This is a genomic window from Candidatus Solirubrobacter pratensis (genome assembly GCF_000425945.1).
GTDB lineage: Bacteria > Actinomycetota > Thermoleophilia > Solirubrobacterales > Solirubrobacteraceae > Solirubrobacter > Solirubrobacter pratensis.
Map to the genome: position 1 here is coordinate 437956 of NZ_AUEK01000007.1, position 16598 is coordinate 454553.

17 protein-coding genes are annotated in these 16598 nt (G+C 74.6%); 5 read left to right on the forward strand and 12 right to left on the reverse strand.

What is annotated here, in order from left to right; all coding sequences use genetic code 11:
• Positions 1 to 85 precede the first annotated feature (85 nt).
• Positions 86 to 2983, forward strand: coding sequence for an alpha-mannosidase (locus H958_RS0109480; RefSeq protein ID WP_028058494.1), 2898 nt, complete (start codon positions 86 to 88; stop codon positions 2981 to 2983).
• 4 nt (positions 2984 to 2987) lie between these two features.
• Entirely contained in the window at positions 2988 to 3944 is a 957-nt protein-coding gene (locus H958_RS0109485) for a zinc-dependent alcohol dehydrogenase family protein (protein ID WP_028058495.1), read from the forward strand.
• Here the strand turns inward: H958_RS0109485 and H958_RS36080 are convergent.
• The 7 genes from H958_RS36080 to H958_RS0109520 form a co-directional block, all read right to left on the reverse strand.
• A complete protein-coding gene (locus H958_RS36080) occupies positions 3931 to 4743 on the reverse strand; it encodes a PfkB family carbohydrate kinase (RefSeq protein WP_196807294.1) in 813 nt (270 codons plus the stop codon). The genes H958_RS0109485 and H958_RS36080 overlap by 14 nt on opposite strands.
• Before the next feature lie 8 nt (positions 4744 to 4751).
• A complete protein-coding gene (locus H958_RS0109495; RefSeq protein WP_028058496.1) occupies positions 4752 to 5690 on the reverse strand; it encodes a hypothetical protein in 939 nt (312 codons plus the stop codon).
• Positions 5687 to 6160 carry a sugar transferase gene (locus H958_RS0109500; protein WP_028058497.1) on the reverse strand — a complete coding sequence of 158 codons (474 nt, stop codon included), beginning with the start codon at positions 6158 to 6160 and terminating at the stop codon, positions 5687 to 5689. Before H958_RS0109500 ends, H958_RS0109495 begins: the two co-directional genes overlap by 4 nt.
• Positions 6161 to 6368: 208 nt before the next feature.
• A complete protein-coding gene (locus H958_RS36085) occupies positions 6369 to 6869 on the reverse strand; it encodes a cupin domain-containing protein (protein WP_037409746.1) in 501 nt (166 codons plus the stop codon).
• Positions 6857 to 7753: an amidohydrolase family protein gene (locus tag H958_RS36090; RefSeq protein ID WP_051324018.1), complete on the reverse strand. Its 897-nt coding sequence runs from the start codon at positions 7751 to 7753 to the stop codon at positions 6857 to 6859. The genes H958_RS36085 and H958_RS36090 overlap by 13 nt, the downstream gene beginning before the upstream one ends.
• Before the next feature lie 36 nt (positions 7754 to 7789).
• Positions 7790 to 8179 (reverse strand): TOBE domain-containing protein, encoded by a 390-nt coding sequence (locus H958_RS0109515; RefSeq protein ID WP_028058498.1) that lies wholly within the window; start codon positions 8177 to 8179, stop codon positions 7790 to 7792.
• Entirely contained in the window at positions 8167 to 8844 is a 678-nt protein-coding gene (locus tag H958_RS0109520) for a molybdenum cofactor biosynthesis protein (RefSeq protein WP_028058499.1), read from the reverse strand. Before H958_RS0109520 ends, H958_RS0109515 begins: the two co-directional genes overlap by 13 nt.
• A 128-nt stretch (positions 8845 to 8972) precedes the next feature.
• Here H958_RS0109520 and moaC point away from each other — a divergent pair, with 128 nt between their 5' ends.
• The 3 genes from moaC to H958_RS0109535 are packed head-to-tail and all read left to right on the forward strand — an operon-like array spanning position 8973 to position 11634.
• Positions 8973 to 9449, forward strand: a complete 477-nt coding sequence (moaC, locus tag H958_RS0109525; RefSeq protein ID WP_081685733.1) for a cyclic pyranopterin monophosphate synthase MoaC — start codon at positions 8973 to 8975, stop codon at positions 9447 to 9449.
• Positions 9446 to 10441: a GTP 3',8-cyclase MoaA gene (gene moaA, locus H958_RS0109530; protein WP_028058501.1), complete on the forward strand. Its 996-nt coding sequence runs from the start codon at positions 9446 to 9448 to the stop codon at positions 10439 to 10441. The genes moaC and moaA overlap by 4 nt, the downstream gene beginning before the upstream one ends.
• Positions 10438 to 11634, forward strand: coding sequence for a molybdopterin molybdotransferase MoeA (locus H958_RS0109535; protein ID WP_028058502.1), 1197 nt, complete (start codon positions 10438 to 10440; stop codon positions 11632 to 11634). Before moaA ends, H958_RS0109535 begins: the two co-directional genes overlap by 4 nt.
• Here the strand turns inward: H958_RS0109535 and H958_RS43065 are convergent.
• The 5 genes from H958_RS43065 to H958_RS0109565 all read right to left on the reverse strand — a co-directional run bounded on the left by H958_RS43065 (position 11620) and on the right by H958_RS0109565 (position 16556).
• Positions 11620 to 12189 carry a TetR/AcrR family transcriptional regulator gene (locus tag H958_RS43065; protein ID WP_051324019.1) on the reverse strand — a complete coding sequence of 190 codons (570 nt, stop codon included), beginning with the start codon at positions 12187 to 12189 and terminating at the stop codon, positions 11620 to 11622. The two genes, H958_RS0109535 and H958_RS43065, sit on opposite strands and share 15 nt — an antisense overlap.
• A gap of 399 nt (positions 12190 to 12588) precedes the next feature.
• Positions 12589 to 13536 (reverse strand): agmatinase, encoded by a 948-nt coding sequence (speB, locus tag H958_RS0109550; RefSeq protein WP_028058504.1) that lies wholly within the window; start codon positions 13534 to 13536, stop codon positions 12589 to 12591.
• Positions 13533 to 14102, reverse strand: coding sequence for a helix-turn-helix domain-containing protein (locus tag H958_RS0109555; RefSeq protein WP_028058505.1), 570 nt, complete (start codon positions 14100 to 14102; stop codon positions 13533 to 13535). The genes speB and H958_RS0109555 overlap by 4 nt, the downstream gene beginning before the upstream one ends.
• Positions 14095 to 15129, reverse strand: a complete 1035-nt coding sequence (locus H958_RS0109560) for an alcohol dehydrogenase catalytic domain-containing protein (RefSeq protein ID WP_028058506.1) — start codon at positions 15127 to 15129, stop codon at positions 14095 to 14097. The genes H958_RS0109555 and H958_RS0109560 overlap by 8 nt, the downstream gene beginning before the upstream one ends.
• The gene (locus H958_RS0109565; protein ID WP_028058507.1) at positions 15126 to 16556 is read right to left on the reverse strand and encodes a purine-cytosine permease family protein; all 1431 of its coding nucleotides are present in this window, start codon (positions 16554 to 16556) and stop codon (positions 15126 to 15128) included. The genes H958_RS0109560 and H958_RS0109565 overlap by 4 nt, the downstream gene beginning before the upstream one ends.
• Positions 16557 to 16598 lie beyond the last annotated feature (42 nt).

Consider the following 16598-nt stretch of genomic DNA (forward strand, 5'->3'; position numbering starts at 1 on the left):
CAACGGTGCTGAATGCGTCGTTTCATGCTGTCCATCGTCGCGGCGGTCCTGCCATAGGAGCCGTCGAAGTCGTACGGTTTCCTGAGTGTTCCCCCACCGCGAGTACGCCCGTGAGCGGGTCGCCCAGGCGGCGGCCCGGCTCGCGGCGCGGGTGTGGCACGAGCGCGCGCCGCTGTCGCCGGCGCTGTCCGGACCGGTCGCGCGCGGCGAGCCGGCCGGTGAGTACCGGCCGGTCGGGCTGGGCGAGCCGCTGGGCCCGCTGTTCGCCACGCACTGGCTGCGGGCGACGGGCGCGGTCCCGCGGGAGTGGGCCGGCGCGCGCGTCGACCTCCTGCTCGAGACGGGCGGCGAGGCGACGCTGTGGGCCTGCGGCGAGCCGGTCCAGGGACTGAGCACCGGCGCGCGCCAGGCCCGGCCGGATGCGACCGTTGTCGCGTCCGCGGCGGGCGGGGAGCGGCTGACGCTCGACCTCGAGCTGGCCTCCAACGACCCATTTGGGCTCGGCGAGTCCGGCCAGGGGCTCGAGCAGGAGTTCGTCCTGCGGCGATGCGAGCTCGCGCGCTTCGATCGCGAGGCCTGGGACACGTGGTGCGACGTCGCCTTCCTCGCGGCGCTGGAGTCCTCGCCGGGGCTCGACGGGGCCTGGGCCGGCGAGCTGCTCGCCGAGCTGTACGCGTTCACGCTCGACGGCGACCGCGAGCGGCTGTGGCGGCTGCTGGCGCGCGGCTCGGGCTCCGTGCACGAGCTGTCGGCGGTCGGCCATGCGCACCTCGACACAGCCTGGCTGTGGCCGCTGGAGGAGACCTGGCGCAAGCTCGTGCGCACGACGGCGACGCAGCTGCGGCTGCTCGACGAGTACCCCGAGCACGTCTTCGCCCACTCCCAGGCCCAGCACTACGACTGGCTGCGCGAGCGTGCGCCGGCGATGTTCGCCCGCGTGCGCGAGGCGGTCGAGGCCGGGCGCTGGATCCCGGTCGGCGGCACCTGGATCGAGCCCGACTGCAACCTCCCTTCCGGCGAGTCGCTGGCGCGGCAGTTCCTCTACGGGCAGCGCTTCTTCGAGCAGGCCTTCGGCCGCCGCTGCACGGAGTTCTGGAACCCGGACGTCTTCGGCTACACCGCCCAGCTGCCCCAGCTCATGCGCGAGGCGGGCATCACGCGCTTCCTCACGCAGAAGCTCTCGTGGAACCGCTTCACCTCCCCCGAGAGCCATACGTTCACGTGGCAGGGTCTTGACGGCTCCTCGGTCCTGACCCATTTCCCGCCCGCCGACACCTACAACGCCGAGGCGACCGTCGAGGAGCTGCGGCGCTCGGCCGCGGCCTACAAGGACCACGGCCGCTCGCACCACGGGCTGCTGGTCTTCGGCCACGGCGACGGCGGCGGAGGCCCGACGCGCGAGATGCTCGAGCGCCTGCGCCGCGCGGGCGACGTCGCGGGGCTGCCGCGCACCGTCGTCCGCTCGCCGGCGGCGTTCTTCGACGACCTCGAGGCCGACGCGCGTGACCTGCGGATCATCGTCGGGGAGCTGTATCTCGAGTTCCATCGCGGCACCTACACGAGCCAGGCGGCGATCAAGCGCGGCAACCGGCGCGGAGAGGGCGCGCTGCACGACGCGGAGCTGCTGAGCGCGCTGCGCGCGGCGCCGTATCCGCGCGAGGAGCTCGGCCGCCTCTGGCGCGTGCTGCTGCTCAACCAGTTCCATGACATCCTCCCCGGGTCCTCGATCACCGAGGTCAACGAGCGGGCGCGCAGGGATCTGGCGGAGGTGGAGGCGGGCGCCGAGGCGCTCTGCCGCGCCGCCTTGCCGCCCGGCGAGACGCCGGTCAACACGCGCGGCTGGCCGCGCCGCGAGGTGGTGCTCGCGCCTGACGGCGAGCTCGCGCTGGTCTCGCTGCCGCCGTGCGGGGCGGGCGCGGTGCTCGCGCGCGGCTCCGCCGCGTCCCCGGCGGCAGCGCCGCTGACCGACCGCGTCGCCGCCGAGCGCCTCGCCGACGGCTCCCTCGTGCTCGCCAACGAGCACCTGCGCGCCGTCGTCGCGCCCGACGGCACCGTCGTCTCGCTCGTCGCCGCGGGGCGCGAGGCGCTGTCCGCGCCGGCCAACCGGCTGGAGATCTACGACGACGAGCCCACGCGCTGGGATGCGTGGGAGCTCGACCCCGTCCACCTCGAGACGCGCCGCGACCTGGAGCCCGCCGCGGGCGTGGCCGAGGTGCGCGAGCACCCGCTGCGTGCCGAGGTCGCGTTCGAGCGCGGCTTCATCCGCCAGACGATCCGGCTCGATGCGGCGTCGCGCCGGCTGGAGATCCACACCGAGGTCGACTGGCTCGAGGAGCACAAGGCGCTGAAGGTCGCGTTCCCGCTCGCCGTCCACGCGACCGAGGCGACCTACGAGGTCGCGTTCGGCGCGGTGCGGCGGCCCACGCACGCATCCACCCAGGCCGACCTCGCGCGCTTCGAGGTCCCCGGCCACCGCTGGGCGGACCTGTCCGAGCACGGGTTCGGCGTCGCCGTGCTGACGGACGCCAAGTACGGTTACTCGGCGTTCGGCGACACGCTGCGCATCACGCTCCTGCGGGCGCCGCGCCTGCCGGACCCGGAGGCCGACCGCGGCCGCCACGCCTTCGCGTACGCCCTCCTCCCCCACGCCGGCGGCTGGCAGGACGGCGGCGTCGTGGCCGAGGCGGCGGCGTTGAACTCGCCGGTGCGCTGGAGCGACGCCGCGCCGGGCAGCTGGGCGTCGGTGGACGGCGGCCTCGTGCTCGACACCGTCAAGCGCGCGGAGGACTCCGATGCGCTCGTCCTGCGACTGTACGAGCCGCACGGCGGCCGCGGCGAGGCGCGCGTCCGCCTGGCGGCCCCGCTCACCGCCGCCGTCCGCGCGAACCTGCTCGAGGACGAGGGCGCGCCGCTCGAGCTCCGCGACGGCGAGATCGTCGTACCGTTCCGCCCGTGGGAGATCGTCACCGTCATCGCCCGCTGAGCTGATGCGCGCGGCGCTGCTCGACGCTCCGGGCCGGCCGCTGCGCCCGGCCGAGGTCGCGGAGCCGGTCGCCGGCCCCGGCCAGGTCAAGGTCCGCGTCCACGCGTGCGGCGTCTGCCGCACCGATCTGCACCTGCGCGACGGCGAGGTCCCCGCGGGCCATCTCCCTCTGATCCCCGGCCACCAGATCGTCGGCATGACCGAGGACGGGACGCGCGTCGGGATCCCGTGGCTCGGGTGGACCGACGGCACGTGCGGCTACTGCCGCTCCGGCCGCGAGAACCTGTGCGAGCACGCCCGCTTCACGGGCCGCGACATCGACGGCGGCTACGCCGAGTACGCGGTCGCCGACGAGCGCTTCGTCTTCCCCTTGCCCGATGGCTACCCGGACCTCCAGGTCGCGCCGCTGCTGTGCGGCGGCCTGATCGGCCACCGCGCGCTGCGGCTGGCGGGCGACGGCGTCCGGCTCGGCCTCTATGGCTTCGGGTCGGCCGCGCACATCATCTGCCAGGTAGCGGTCCACGAAGGCCGGCGGGTCTTCGCATTCACCCGCGCCGGCGACGAGGGCGCCCGCGCGCTCGCGCTCTCGCTCGGTGCCGAGTGGGCGGGAGACTCGGCCGAGCCCGGTCCGGAGCCGCTCGACGCGGCGCTGATCTTCGCGCCCGCCGGCGAGCTCGTGCCCGCCGCCCTGCGCGCGACCGCGCCCGGCGGCGTCGTGGTCTGCGCCGGCATCCACATGAGCGACATCCCGTCGTTCCCCTACGAGGCGCTGTGGCAGGAGCGCGTGCTGCGCTCGGTCGCCAACCTCACGCGCGACGACGCGCGCGAGTTCCTCGCGCTGGCCCCGAGGATCCCGGTCCGCACCACGGTCACCCAGTTCACGCTCGAGGAGGCCGAGACCGCCCTCTCCCGGCTGCGCGCGGGACGGATCGAGGGCAGCGCGGTGATCACGCTTCAGTGAGCTGGCCCTCATATGGCCCGCGGCCGCGCAGATTCGCGGCGCCGCAGCGGGCGGCGAAGGCGAGCGCCGCGTCGGTGTCGCAGCCCGCGCCGAGCGCGTACGTGAGCCCGCCTGCGAACGTGTCGCCGGCGCCATAGGCGTCCACCACGTCGCCGTCGATCGCCGCCGCCTTCCACGTGCCGCGGCGGTGCTCGGTGCCGTGCCACTCGCCGCCTTCGGCGCCGCGCGTGGTGACGACGAGGTGCGGCGGCGGGTCGAGCGGGTCGACCTGCTCGAGCCGGTCGTGGCCGCTGCCCACCAGCGCGTCGACCTGGACGCCGCTCAGGCCGGCGGCGGCGCGCGGCGTGGCGACGAGCACCCGCGCGCGCCGGGCCTGGCGCATCGCGGAGGCGTCGCCGCCGGAGACGAAGACGGCGTCGGCGGCGTCCAGGCGCTCCCACGGCAGCGGGTCGGCGCCGTGCGGGACCAGGCGCTCGCCGACGATCGTGATCGTGCGCTCCCCGTGGTCGTCGAGGTGGACGAAGCCCCAGCGCGTCGCGGCGTCGCGCCTGGCCGCATGCACGGTCACGCCGAGCTCGGTCAGTCGCGCCGCGGCCAGCCCTCCGCGCTCGTCGTCGCCCAGCGCGGTGAAGAAGTCGGCGCCGCCCCCGAGCTTGGCGAGCTGGACCGCCGCCACCGCGGCGCTGCCGGCCGCCTCGTGGAACGAGTCCGAGGCGTCGATGATCTCGCCCGCGACCGGCATGTGCGAGACACGGGCGAACTCGATCCACTCGACATGGCCGACGACCGCGAACCTCACGTGCGACGTCATGCCCGCGGCGCGGCCGGAGCGAACCCGTGTCCCAGCAGGACCGCCTCGGCCTCGCGATAGCGGCGGTTCATCGCCTCGGTCTCCATGAACGTCATGAACAGCCGCTCGGCCGGCACGACCCACGCGCGCACGGTGCCCGCCCGCCCCGCCACGTTCTCCGCGGCCACGGCGCGGGAGAACGACGCCGAGACGAACGAGGCGGTCTCCGGCTCCCGCGAGCCGCGGTACACGGTGACGGAGCGGCCGCCGAACAGCTCCTGCACGAACGCCATCCGGGCGAGCAGGTGCGCGGCCCGGCGCTCGCGCGACCAGGCGCCGTCGAACAGCGCCGGGTCGCGCACGACCTTCCCGCGGAACGGGCACAGGCCGAGCTCCGCGAGCACGATCGCGTGCCCCTTCACCAGCTCGCCGGACCACGGGTTGCTGACGAACCGCTCCGCGAAGGCGCGCTCGAGCTCGCCGACGCCGCGGTCGTCCATGAACGCGCCGAGCGCGCGGAAGAGCGCGGGCTCGCCCATCCGCTCCTCGGCGTAGGAGCCGAGCGCCGGCAGCGGGATCACCCATTCGCGCGCCGCCTCGCGCTCCTCGAGCAGCCGCGCGAAGCTGGAGGCGGGCGAGCGGGCGTCGATCACCAGCGGCCGGTCGAGCCGCGCGACGACCGCCTCGAGCTGCGCGACGTCGTCGCGCAGCGCGCCCCCGCGCGCGAACTGGAAGCGCGCGACGTCCTCGAACGGCACCTCCCAGACTGCGCCGGCGTCTTCGAACGCGTCCACGCGGACCGAGAACACGCCGGTCTCGAGCACCGTCCCGGCGATCGTGACCGGCGTCCTGCGCGGGTCGAGGAGCCGCCCGCGGTTGCCGGGCACGAGGTCCGCGAGCCGCCCGGGGCCGAAGTCCGCGTCGGGCGCCGCCTCGGCGTCGTGCTCGTAGATCACCGCCGCGCGGTCGCCGGGCGGCGGCGCGGGAACGTCAGCAGCCGCAGATCGCCCAGCAGCGACCACGCCTCGACGTACGCGTCGTCGAGCTTGCAGGCCGAGTCGGGGTCGGTCGCCCAGCGCTGCGCGGGACCGATCAACCCCGGCGCCATCAGCCGCCGCGGGCCGGTGTAGAGCCCGCCCGGCGGCAGCGCGCGCGGGCCGACGAAGCTCAGGCGCCCCGTCAGCACGGAGAACAACAGCGGCACCTCGCGCACGCCGATCCGCTCCAGCGCCGGCCCCAGCGGTCCAGGCAGCGGGCGGAAGCGCCACAGGCGCAGTCGGCGGCCGTCACGGCCGAGGCGCACGCGGCGCTCGAGCCAGCCGTGCTCGTCGGTCAGCAGCAGCAGCCACGCGAGCACGAGGAACGGCAGCAGCGCCGCCAGCATCGCGAGCGCCAGCACGAGGTCGAAGACCCGCTTGGCGCCCAAGCGGACGCGGGCAGGCGGACGGTGGAGCCGCTCTGCGGCGCTCCGGACGTCCGGCGGACGTATCTGTGCGCGTTCCATCGCCGACCTTGGAACCCGCCGCCTCCATGCGGGTAGACCTCGCGCTGCAGGGTTCCAGATGAAGGCCGGTTGCAAAAGGCCTACATCGCAATAACCGACATATGTCCGATACGGCCTACGTCCGACCGGACTATCCGCCGAATGGGCGAAGGACCTCGTCACCCTCGAGCGGCCGCAGCTCCTCCGCGTAGGAGAGCGCGTGACGGCGCAGCTCGCCGCCGGGAAGGATCTCGTAGGAACCCATCCGCCACAGCGGCGGCGAGTAGGCGTGGATCGTCACGGCCGGCGCCGCGCCGGTGTGCCGCACGCGGTGGATGTCCGCGGCGCTGAAGTGGAACGCCTCGCCGGCCGCGAACTCCCGCGTGACGGGCGGGGCGCCGAGCAGGAGCCGGTCCTCCGCCACGGCGCCCCCGACCACCGCCACGGCGCCGGAGGACAGGTCGTGATCATGGAAGCCGGTGTCGTGGTCGTCCATCCAGCAGATGAGCCAGATCGCCAGGTCCGCGTCGCGCCGGAGCTCCTCGTAGACGCGCTGCTGAGGGTCGTGGCGCACGAGGTGCGCCCAGCGCTCGGGCGCCGCGGCGAGGCGCTGCACGACGGCGACGAGCTCGGGTCCGCTCAGCTCGCCCATGCCGCCGCCGGGATGAACGCCTCGTGGTTGACGGTGGTGATCGCGTGCTCGGCGGCTCGGCCGAGCGAGGCGAGTGACTGCGGGGCGACGACGGGACGGTCGGAGCCGTACAGCAGCCGGTCCACGCCGACGGCGCGCAGCATCGCGTCGACCGCGTGCGGGCCGTACGACGACGTGTCGAACGCCGTCAGCGCGTCGTGCACCGCGCCGGCCGGCCCGCCACGCGCGGCGAGGCGCTCGGCGTGCAGCGGCGCGAGGCCGGCGAGCATGGCGAACACGACGCGCAGCGCGGGCTGCTGCGGCCTCCCCCACGCCGCCCACGCGTGCCAGGCGGCGGCCATCTCGGCGACGTAGCCGTTGAGCGCCGGCCACCACGCCGGCACGTCCGCGGCCGCCGCCGGCCCGGGATGGATGAGCAGCGGAGCGCCGCGCGCGGCGAGGCGCTCCAGCGCGGGCCCGAGCGCGTGCAGGCCCGCCGCGGTGGACAGCGCGCCGGCCGGCAGGCAGAGACCGGCGGCGCCGTCGTCGAGCAGCGCGTCGACGCGCTCGGGCGATGGGTCGGCGAGCACGAGGCCCGCCCACAGCTCGAAGGGCGGCCCGAGCTCGCGCACGCCGGCGTGGAAGGCGTCCAGCAGGGCCTCGGCGTCCGGCAGCGACTCGAGCCCGAGCGGGCTCGACGGCGCGATCAGGACGCGCTGCAGGCCGTCGGCCGCCGCGAGCGCGTCGCGCTCGCCCGGATCTTGGTCGCGCGGGTCCACGGGCGAGGGCGGCTCGCCCGCCAGCTCGAGCAGCCCGTGACGGATGCGGGGGAGCGCCGTGCGGCGCGCCAGGGAGGAGAGCAGCGCTTCAGGCCAGAAGTGCTGATGAATGTCGGCGCGCCGCACGGTACGCCAGACTATATCCACTAATCCGATAGGGATTCAAGAGTTTGTCCGCTCGACCATGACGGAAGTCGCCTTGACGGCCGCCGTGGCGGGCACGCCGGGCGCCAGCCCGAGCTCCTCCACGGAGTCGCGCGTGATCGCCGCGGTGACGCGGAACGGGCCGGCCTCGATCTCGACCAGCGCCATCACGCCGTCGACCTCGACGGACGTGACGATGCCCGGGAACCGGTTGCGGGCCGACAGCGTGTCGCCCGTCGGGTGCCGGCGCGGCGTCGCGGACAGGCGCTCGATCTCGTCCTCCGGCACGAGCCGGCGGTTGCGCGAGTCGCGCACCGTGCGCAGCTTGCCGGCGCGGTCCCAGCGGCGCAGCGTGTCGGCGCTCACGCCGAGCGCGCGCGCCGCCTCTCCGAGCGTCAGCTCGGCCATTCGGGGAGCGTTCCCTCGACGCGGCGCGGACCGGCCTCGGTGAGCTCGACCTTCCAGATCGGCGCCTCCGCCTTGACGCGATCGATCAATGCGCGCGCTCCGGCGAACGCCTCGCCGCGGTGCGGCGCTGACGCGGCGACGATGACCGACGGCTCGGACAGCGGCACGCGCCCGCTGCGGTGCACGAGCGCGACGGCGCACAGCCCGTGACGCTCGGCCTCCTCCTCACCGATCGCGCGCAGCTTGGCCTCGGCCATCTCGGCGTAGGCCTCGTAGTCGAGCGCCTCGAGCTCGCGCGTGACGCCCTCGAAGGTGACGACCGCACCGGCGCGCGGATCGCGCACCGCGGCGGAGACGGCGGCGAGGTCGAGCGGAGCGCCGACCACGGCGACCAGGCGCACGACGGCGGGCGCGGCGTCGAGCGCGCCGCCGCTCACCGGCGGCACCAGCGCGACCTCGTCGCTCTCCCCCACGATCGCGTCCGCGGCGGCGTACTCGCGGTTGAGCGCGACGATGCACGAGCGCGGCGCGAGCTCGCCCACGGGCGTCGATCCCATGGCCTCGAGCAGGTCCGCCACCGACGCGCCGTCGGGGAGCTCGACCTCGACGCGGTCGGCACCCGCCCGCTCGCGCAGGCCGGCGAACAGGCGTACGGAGATCCTCACCCAACGGATGCTAGTGGCCGCCGCGCAGCCGGGGCGCGAGCTCGTTCGCGGGCTGCGGGCGGCCCAGGTGGTAGCGCTGTACGAAGTCGCACGGGAGCGGAAGTCGAGCGGCAGATAGCATGCGATCGATGGAAACCGCGCTGACCCATCTCGACGCCGCGGGCAACGCGCGAATGGTCGACGTCAGCGAGAAGACCGAGACGGTCCGCTGGGCGCGCGCCCGCGCGGTCGTCCGGATGTCACCGCAGGCCGCCGCGCGCGTCGCCGCCGGGGACGCGCCGAAGGGCGACGTCGCCACCGTCGCGCGCCTTGCCGCGATCCAGGCCGCCAAGCGCACCGACGAGCTGATCCCGCTCGCGCACTCGCTCCCGCTCACCCACGTGGAGCCGGCCGTGACCGTCGACGCCGAGGCGGGGACCGTCACGCTCGTGGCCGAGGCGCGCACGAGCGCGCGCACGGGCGTGGAGATGGAGGCGATGGTGGCGTGCAGCGTCGGCGCGCTGGCCGTGTACGACATGGTCAAGGGCATCGAGCCCGGCGTCGTGATCGAGCGCGTCGAGCTCCTGGACAAGACCGGCGGGAAATCGGACTTCCACCGCGCATGACCCGCCCCCGGCTCTACGACGGCCATGGCCGCGAGATCGGCGACGTCCGCATCTCGGTCACCGACCGCTGCAACTTCCGCTGCCAGTACTGCATGCCCGCCGAAGGGCTGCCGTGGCTGGACCGCGACGACCTCCTGACCTACGAGGAGATCGCGCGCCTCGTCGGGCTGCTGGCGTCGATGGGCGTGCACGACGTGCGCCTGACGGGCGGCGAGCCGCTGGCCCGGCGCGAGCTGTGGCGCCTGGTGGAGCTGCTGTCGGCCGACGAGAACGTCCATGACCTCTCGCTCACGACCAACGGCTACCTGCTCGAGCGCCAGGTGGAGAAGCTCGTGCGCGCGGGGCTGCGGCGCGTGAACGTCTCGCTCGACGCGCTCGCGCCGGACCGCTTCTTCCAGCTCACGCGCCGCAATTCGCTGCGCCAGGTGCTCGAGGGGCTGGCGGCCGCCGAGCGCCACCCGGAGCTGCGGCCGATCAAGGTCAACGTCGTCGCGCTGAAGGACTTCACCGAGGACGAGGTCGTGCGCTTCGCGGAGTTCGCGCGCAAGCACCCGTACGAGGTCCGCTTCATCGAGTTCATGCCGCTCGACGCCGACCGCACATGGTCGCGCGACCGCGTGCTGCCCAACGCGGAGGTCCGGCGGCTGATCGACGCCGCGTACCCGCTCGAGCCGCTCGGGCGCGAGCGCCACGGCACCGCGCGGCGCTGGCGGTTCGCCGACGGGCAGGGCGAGATCGGCTTCATCTCCCCCGTCAGCGAGCCGTTCTGCGGCGACTGCAACCGCATCCGCGTGACGGCCGAGGGCAAGCTGCGCACGTGCCTGTTCTCGATGACCGAGACCGACCTGCGCGCGCCGATGCGCTCGGGGGCGTCCGACGAGGAGCTCGAGGCGATCGTGCGCGAGGCGGTGTGGGCGAAGGAGCTCAAGCACCACGTCAACGACGAGGGCTTCGTGCAGCCGGCGCGCACGATGTCCCAGATCGGCGGATGAAGGACCTCGACGAGGCGCTCGCGGCGGTCCTGGACGAGATCCGGCCGCTGCCCGGGGAGCGCGCGACGCTGGAGGCGGCGGCCGGGCGCGTCTTGACGGACGCCGTCGGCGCCGTGGTGGACCTGCCGCCGTTCGACCGCTCGGCGATGGACGGCTTCGCCGTGCGCGCCGCCGACGTGGCGGCGGCCGGCGCATCGCTGCGCGTGCTCGGCGACGCCGCCGCCGGCGGCGAGGAAGGCGCGACCGTCGTCGCGGGCACCGCGGTGCGCATCTCCACCGGCGCCGCGATCCCGCCGGGCGCCGACGCGATCCTGCGCGTCGAGGACGCCGACGCGAGCAACGGGACGGTCGTGGCCACCGCGGGCGTCTCCCCCGGCCTGCACGTGCGCCGGCGCGGCGAGGACGTCCACGAGGGCGACGTGCTCGCCCGGGCCGGCGATGTGCTGACGCTGCCGCGGCTGAGCTCGCTCGCCTCCGCGGGCGTCGGCGAGGTGCCGGTCCACCGGCGCCCGCGGCTGCACCTGATCGTCACGGGCTCCGAGTTGCTGCCCACGGGCGCGCCGCCCGAGCCGGGGAAGATCCACGAGTCCAACGGGCTGATGGTGCGGCTGATGGCCGCGCGCGCGGGCGGGGAGGTCTTCGACCACGGCGTGATCGGCGATGACGCGGCGGCGACGCGGGACGCGGTCCGTGCCGGGCTCGAGGGCGATGTGCTGGTCGTCTCCGGCGGCGTCTCGGTCGGGCCGCACGATCACGTCAAGCCCGCGTTCGAGGCCGAGGGCGTCGACGAGGTGTTCTGGCGCGTGCGTATCAAGCCGGGCAAGCCGCTGTGGTTCGGGCGGCGTGGGAGCACGCTCGTGTTCGGGCTGCCGGGCAACCCGCTGTCCTCGATCGTCGGGATGGCGCTGTTCGTCGTGCCGGCGCTCAGGCGGCTGGCGGGAGAGGCGGGCGCGCGACCGCGGTTCGAGCGCGGGCGGCTCGGCGAGGCGGCCGGACCGTCGGACGGCCGCACGACGCTGCTCACCTCGAAGCTCATCCCCGCCGCCGACGGCGTGCTCGAGGCGTTCCCGACCGAGCGCCAGGGCTCGCATATGACCGGCGCGCTGGGCGAGAGCGACGGCTTCGCGATCGCCCCGCACGGCTCGGGCCCGCTGCCGGCGGGCGCGGAGGTCGACCTCCTAAGGCTCTATTAGCTCGCTGAGCAGCGCGCCCACGCTCCACTCCGTGAAGTGGGCGTGCGTCCAGCCGCGCTCCTCGACCAGGTGCGCGTACGCGGACGGGTGCAGGTGCGACCACACCCAGTCGGTCGCCGTCCCGGTCGTCCAGCCGGGCGAGAGCTCGACGCGGGCGAGCGCCTCGCCGAAGCGCGCGTGCAGCTCGCGCATGCGCTCCTGCCAGGCGGAGGCGCCCTCGTCGCCGGTGATCGAGGCGGCCTCGAGCGCACGGGCGACCGGCAGGATCCGCGGCAGGTGCGCGCACCACGCGCGCATCAGCTGCTCCAGCGCGAGCACCGGCTGCGGCGCTTCGGCGAGCTCGGTCAGTGCGCTCGTGCCGTCGAGGTGCGCGGCGAGCGCGGTCAGCAGACCGGCGCGGTTGCCGTAGTGGAAGTACACGAGCTGGCGGGAGACGCCGGCGTCCGTCGCGATCGCGCGGACCGAGATCGCCGCCGCCCCGTGCTCGCGCACGCGCCGGAGCGCGGCGTCGAGGATCTGAGAGCGCGTCTCGGCCGACAGTTCGGTGGTGGTCACGCGCGAATGTTGTCACGTGTCAATGACGGAACCGCGGGTCGCGACCGGCTCAGACTCCGGAACGATGCCCGGGCGGCGTGCACTCAACCGCGCGCTGCTCGAGCGGCAGGGGCTCCTGCGGCGCTGGAGCGCGACGCCGGCCGAGGAGCGCAGTTCGCCGGTCCCTACAGAGCCGCCGGACGGAGTCCCGGCGGCGCGGCGGAGGTCGCGGCGGCGCGCGGAGCCGACGGCGACCGGCGGCGCGCGAAGATCGGCGCGGCGCGAGGAGGCCGGCAGCGCGCGGAGATCGCGGCGGCGCGCGGAGCCGGCGGCGCGCGGAGATCGCGGCGGCGCGCGGAGATCGGTCTCCAAGCGGGACGCCGGAGCCGTCACGCACGAGGGCGAGCGGCTGCTCGCGTTTCAGGGCGCGAGCGCGCGCAGCGTCAGCATCTCGTAGGCGACGTTGGCGGCGTTGAGCGCGGTCACCTGCGCCTGCGTGTCGTACGGCGGCGCGACCTCGACGAGGTCGAAGCCGGTGAAGCGCCGCCCGCGCAGCGCGCGCAGGAAGGCGATCGCCTCGTGCGGGAGCAGGCCGCAGACCTCGGGCGTCCCGGTGGCGGGCGCGAACGCCGGGTCGAGCACGTCGATGTCGAAGCTCAGGAACGCGGGGCCGTCGCCGGCGCGCGCGCTCACCCGCTGGGCGTAGTGCGCCGGCGTCCACGTCCGCAGCTCCTCGCACGGGACGATCTCGAAGCCCCATGAGCGCGGCTCGTCGAGGTCCGACGCCGCGTACAGGCTGCCCCGCATCCCGGCCAGCAGGCTGCGGTGCGGGTCGATCAGGCCCTCCTCCAGCGCGCGCTTGAACGGCGTGCCGTGGAAGTAGCGCTCGCCGTAGTAGTGCTCCCAGGTGTCGGCATGGGCGTCGAGCAGGACGACCGCCAGCGGGCCGTGGACGGCGGCGTGCGCGCGCAGCTCGCCGAGCACGATCGAGTGGTCGCCGCCCAGCGTGAGCGTGGTGATGCCGGCCTGCACGACCGGCTCGAGCTGCTCGGCGATCTGTGTCGCGGTGCGCTCGGCGTTGCCGGGCGTCACCTCCAGGTCGCCGCGGTCGGCGACCGAGATGCTGCCGAAGACGTCGACCTCCTGGGCTGGGTTCCACGGCCGCAGCAGCAGCGACGCGTCGCGGATGCCCGCGGGGCCGAAGCGGGCGCCGGGACGCATCGATGTGGCGGTGTCGAACGGGACGCCGACGACGGCGACGTCGACGCCGTCGAGGTCGTCCGGCACGTGCGGGGCGCGCGCGAACGTGCGGATGCCGGTGTAGCGCGGGGCCTGGCTCGCCTCCGGCGGCTGGTAGCGGGGAGTCATGAGGCTTCCTTCCGGGGATCGGGGAGCGCCGGGGCGAGGATCCACAGGACCCGCGCGCCGGCGGGGGAGCGGAACGTGTGCGGCACGGCCGCGCCGAAGGTGAGCGCGTCGCCGGAGCCGAGCTCGAAGCGCTCGCCGTCGACGTCGAGCTGCAGCTCGCCCTCCAGCACGAAGCAGACCTCGCACTCGCTCGCGAGCGTATAGAGGGCGTCGCCGCCGGAGCCGCCGGGCGGGACGACGCTCTCGAGCACGGTCACGTGGCGCTCCGCCTCGGGCGTGATCAGCGTGTCGCGCACGCTCGCGGCCTTGGGCAGGCCGTCGAGCGACGGGCGCTCGGCCGCGCGGACGAGCGTCGTCCGCGGCACCGCGAACAGGTCGGCCATCGAGAGGCCGACGGCGTCGCAGATGCTCACGAGGCTGGCGACGGACGGGCTCGCCTCGTCGCGCTCGACGCGCGAGAGGAAGCCCTTGGTCACGCCCGAGCGCGTCGAGACGTCGGCGAGCGACATCCGCGACCCCTCCCGCGCGTGGCGCAGGCGCGCGCCGATCCGCACGCCGTCAGGCATCGGCGATCTCGAGCACGGTGCGCAGGCCGACGGCGTCGCGCAGGTCCTGCAGCCCGGCGTCGGCGCCGTCGAGGCCGCGGCGGCGGCCGACGAGGCGGTCGAGCGGGAGGCGTCCCGCGAGGTAGAGGCGCGCGAGGCGCGGGAAGTCGACGGACGGCACCGTCGAGCCGTAGTTGCAGCCGAGCAGGCGCTTGCCCTGGTCGGCGAGGTCGAACGGGTCGAGCCGGACCGTGACGCCCTCCGCCGGCATCCCGACGAGCACCGCCTGGCCGCCGCGGGCGATCAGGCCGGGGAGCTGCTCGATGGTCTCCGCGCGTCCGATCGCCTCGAACGCGTGATCGTACTGGCCCTCCGGCGCCTCGAGCGCTTCGGTCGCGCCGAGCGCGAGCGCCTGCTCGCGCCGCTCGGGGCTCAGGTCGACGGCGACGATCGGGTGCGCGCCGGCGAGCGCGAGGCCGAGGACGATCGCCTGCCCGACGCCGCCGCAGCCGACGACGATCGCGCTCTCCCCCGGCCTGACGTCCGCGGTGTTGGTGACGGCGCCGACCCCGGTCGCGACCGCGCAGCCGATCAGGGCGGCGACGGCCGCCGGGACCGCGGGGTCGATCGGGATGGCCGCCGACTCCGGCACCAGCGCGGCCTCGGCGAACGTCCCCAGGCCGAGGTAGGCGTGCACGCCCGCGACCGCCGGGTGCTCGAGCGCGTGCGTCCCCGTGCACAGCCAGGCACGGCCGGCCGCACACTGCGCGCAGCGCCGGCACGGCGCGTACCAGGAGAGGACGACGCGGTCGCCGGGCCGCACGTCGCGCACCTGCGGGCCGACCGCCTCCACGACGCCCGCGCCCTCGTGCCCCAGCACGAGCGGCAGCGGGACCGTCCACTCGCCGTCGGCGGCGTGCAGGTCGGAGTGGCAGACGCCGCTCGCGAGCAGTCGCACCCTGACCTGGTCGCCCGTGGGCTCGGGGAGATGCAACTCGGCGTCGGCCAGCGGCGCGCCGGGACGCTCGAGGACGCGCGCCCGCGTCAAGCCGGCACCTGGACCGGCTCCTGCGCCGCGCGCTCCTCGGCCTTGACGTCGAGCGAGCGGCTCAGCCACAGGTAGACGCCGCCGGAGACGATCAGGCCGACGATCCAGGAGATGTCGACGGAGTCGATCTGCTTCGCCAGCGGGCCGGTGTAGCTCCAGCCGCCGAGGTCGGGCAGGACCATGAACGGGATCTCCGCGGCGAAGCCGGCCGCGTACGCCGTCAGCCCCCGCCACGCCCACGCGCCGTAGATGCCGTTGGGGACGAACAGGTCGCGGATCTTGTAGTGGCCGCGGCGCACGAAGAAGAAGTCGACGAGGTTGGTCGCCGTCCACGGCACGAGCAGGTAGAGCATCAGCGTCAGGCTCGTGAACACGGTGCTGACGGCGTTGGACGAGATGCTCTTGCCGATCAGGAACCACACGACGGTCAGCGCGATGATCGTGACCACGCGGGCACGGCGGGTCGGGTTGATCGACTTGACGCTGTCGATTCCGGTCAGGACCGTGAGCATCCCGCCGTAGGCGTTCATGCCCATCGTCGCCGCGAGCGCGGCGGCGGAGAAGAACGCGGCGAGGCCGCCGAGGTGGTCGATCACGTTGTTGCCGGCCGTCTGCAGGCCGACGAGGCCGTCGGTCGCGCCGAGGCGGACGGCCAGCCAGGCGCCGAGCGCGATCAGCCAGATCGCGCTGCCCGAGGCGCCCAGGAAGACGCTCGCGATGATGCTGCGGTTGGTCGTGTTGCGCGGGAGGTAGCGCGAGTAGTCGCTGACGTACGGCGCGTAGGTGATGTTGTACGCGGCCGCCGCGGAGAACTGGGCCATGAAGGCGGCGAAGGTGAAGCCGCCGGCGTCCTTGGGCGGGTGGCCGCCCGCGGCGCCGAAGATCACGCCGAGCGTGACGATGCTCATCAGCGGCAGGCTGATCAGGAGCAGCACGCGGAAGACGCGGTGCACCCAGTCGTGGCCGTAGATCGCCAGCAGCCCGGCACCGACCGCCGACACGATCTCGATCAGGTCCTTGCTCCAGCCGAACGTCCCGTTGAGGCCCTCGGCGAGCAGCACCTGGTCGGCGACGTTGAAGGCGAGGTAGGTGAACAGCGTCGCGAACAGCGGCACGACGACGCCGCGGTAGCCGAACTGCGCGCGCGACTGGATCATCTGCGGCAGGCCGAGCGTCGGCCCCTGCGCGGCGTGGAAGGCCATGAAGACGGTGCCGGTGAGGATGCCCAGCACGCCGCCGACGATCGACCAGCCGAGGCTCAGGCCCAGCGACGGGCCGACGAAGCCGATCGGGATCGAGAAGTACTGGAAGTTGCCCAGGAACCAGAGCGGCGCCTGATGCCAGATCTTCCCGTGGCGCTCGGTCTCGGGGACCCAGTCGATGGAACGGGTCTCGATGCCCCGCGGCTGCACGGCCTGCGTCGCCATGTGACCTCTCTCTCCGGTGACCTCCTGCGGTGCGTATTAGTA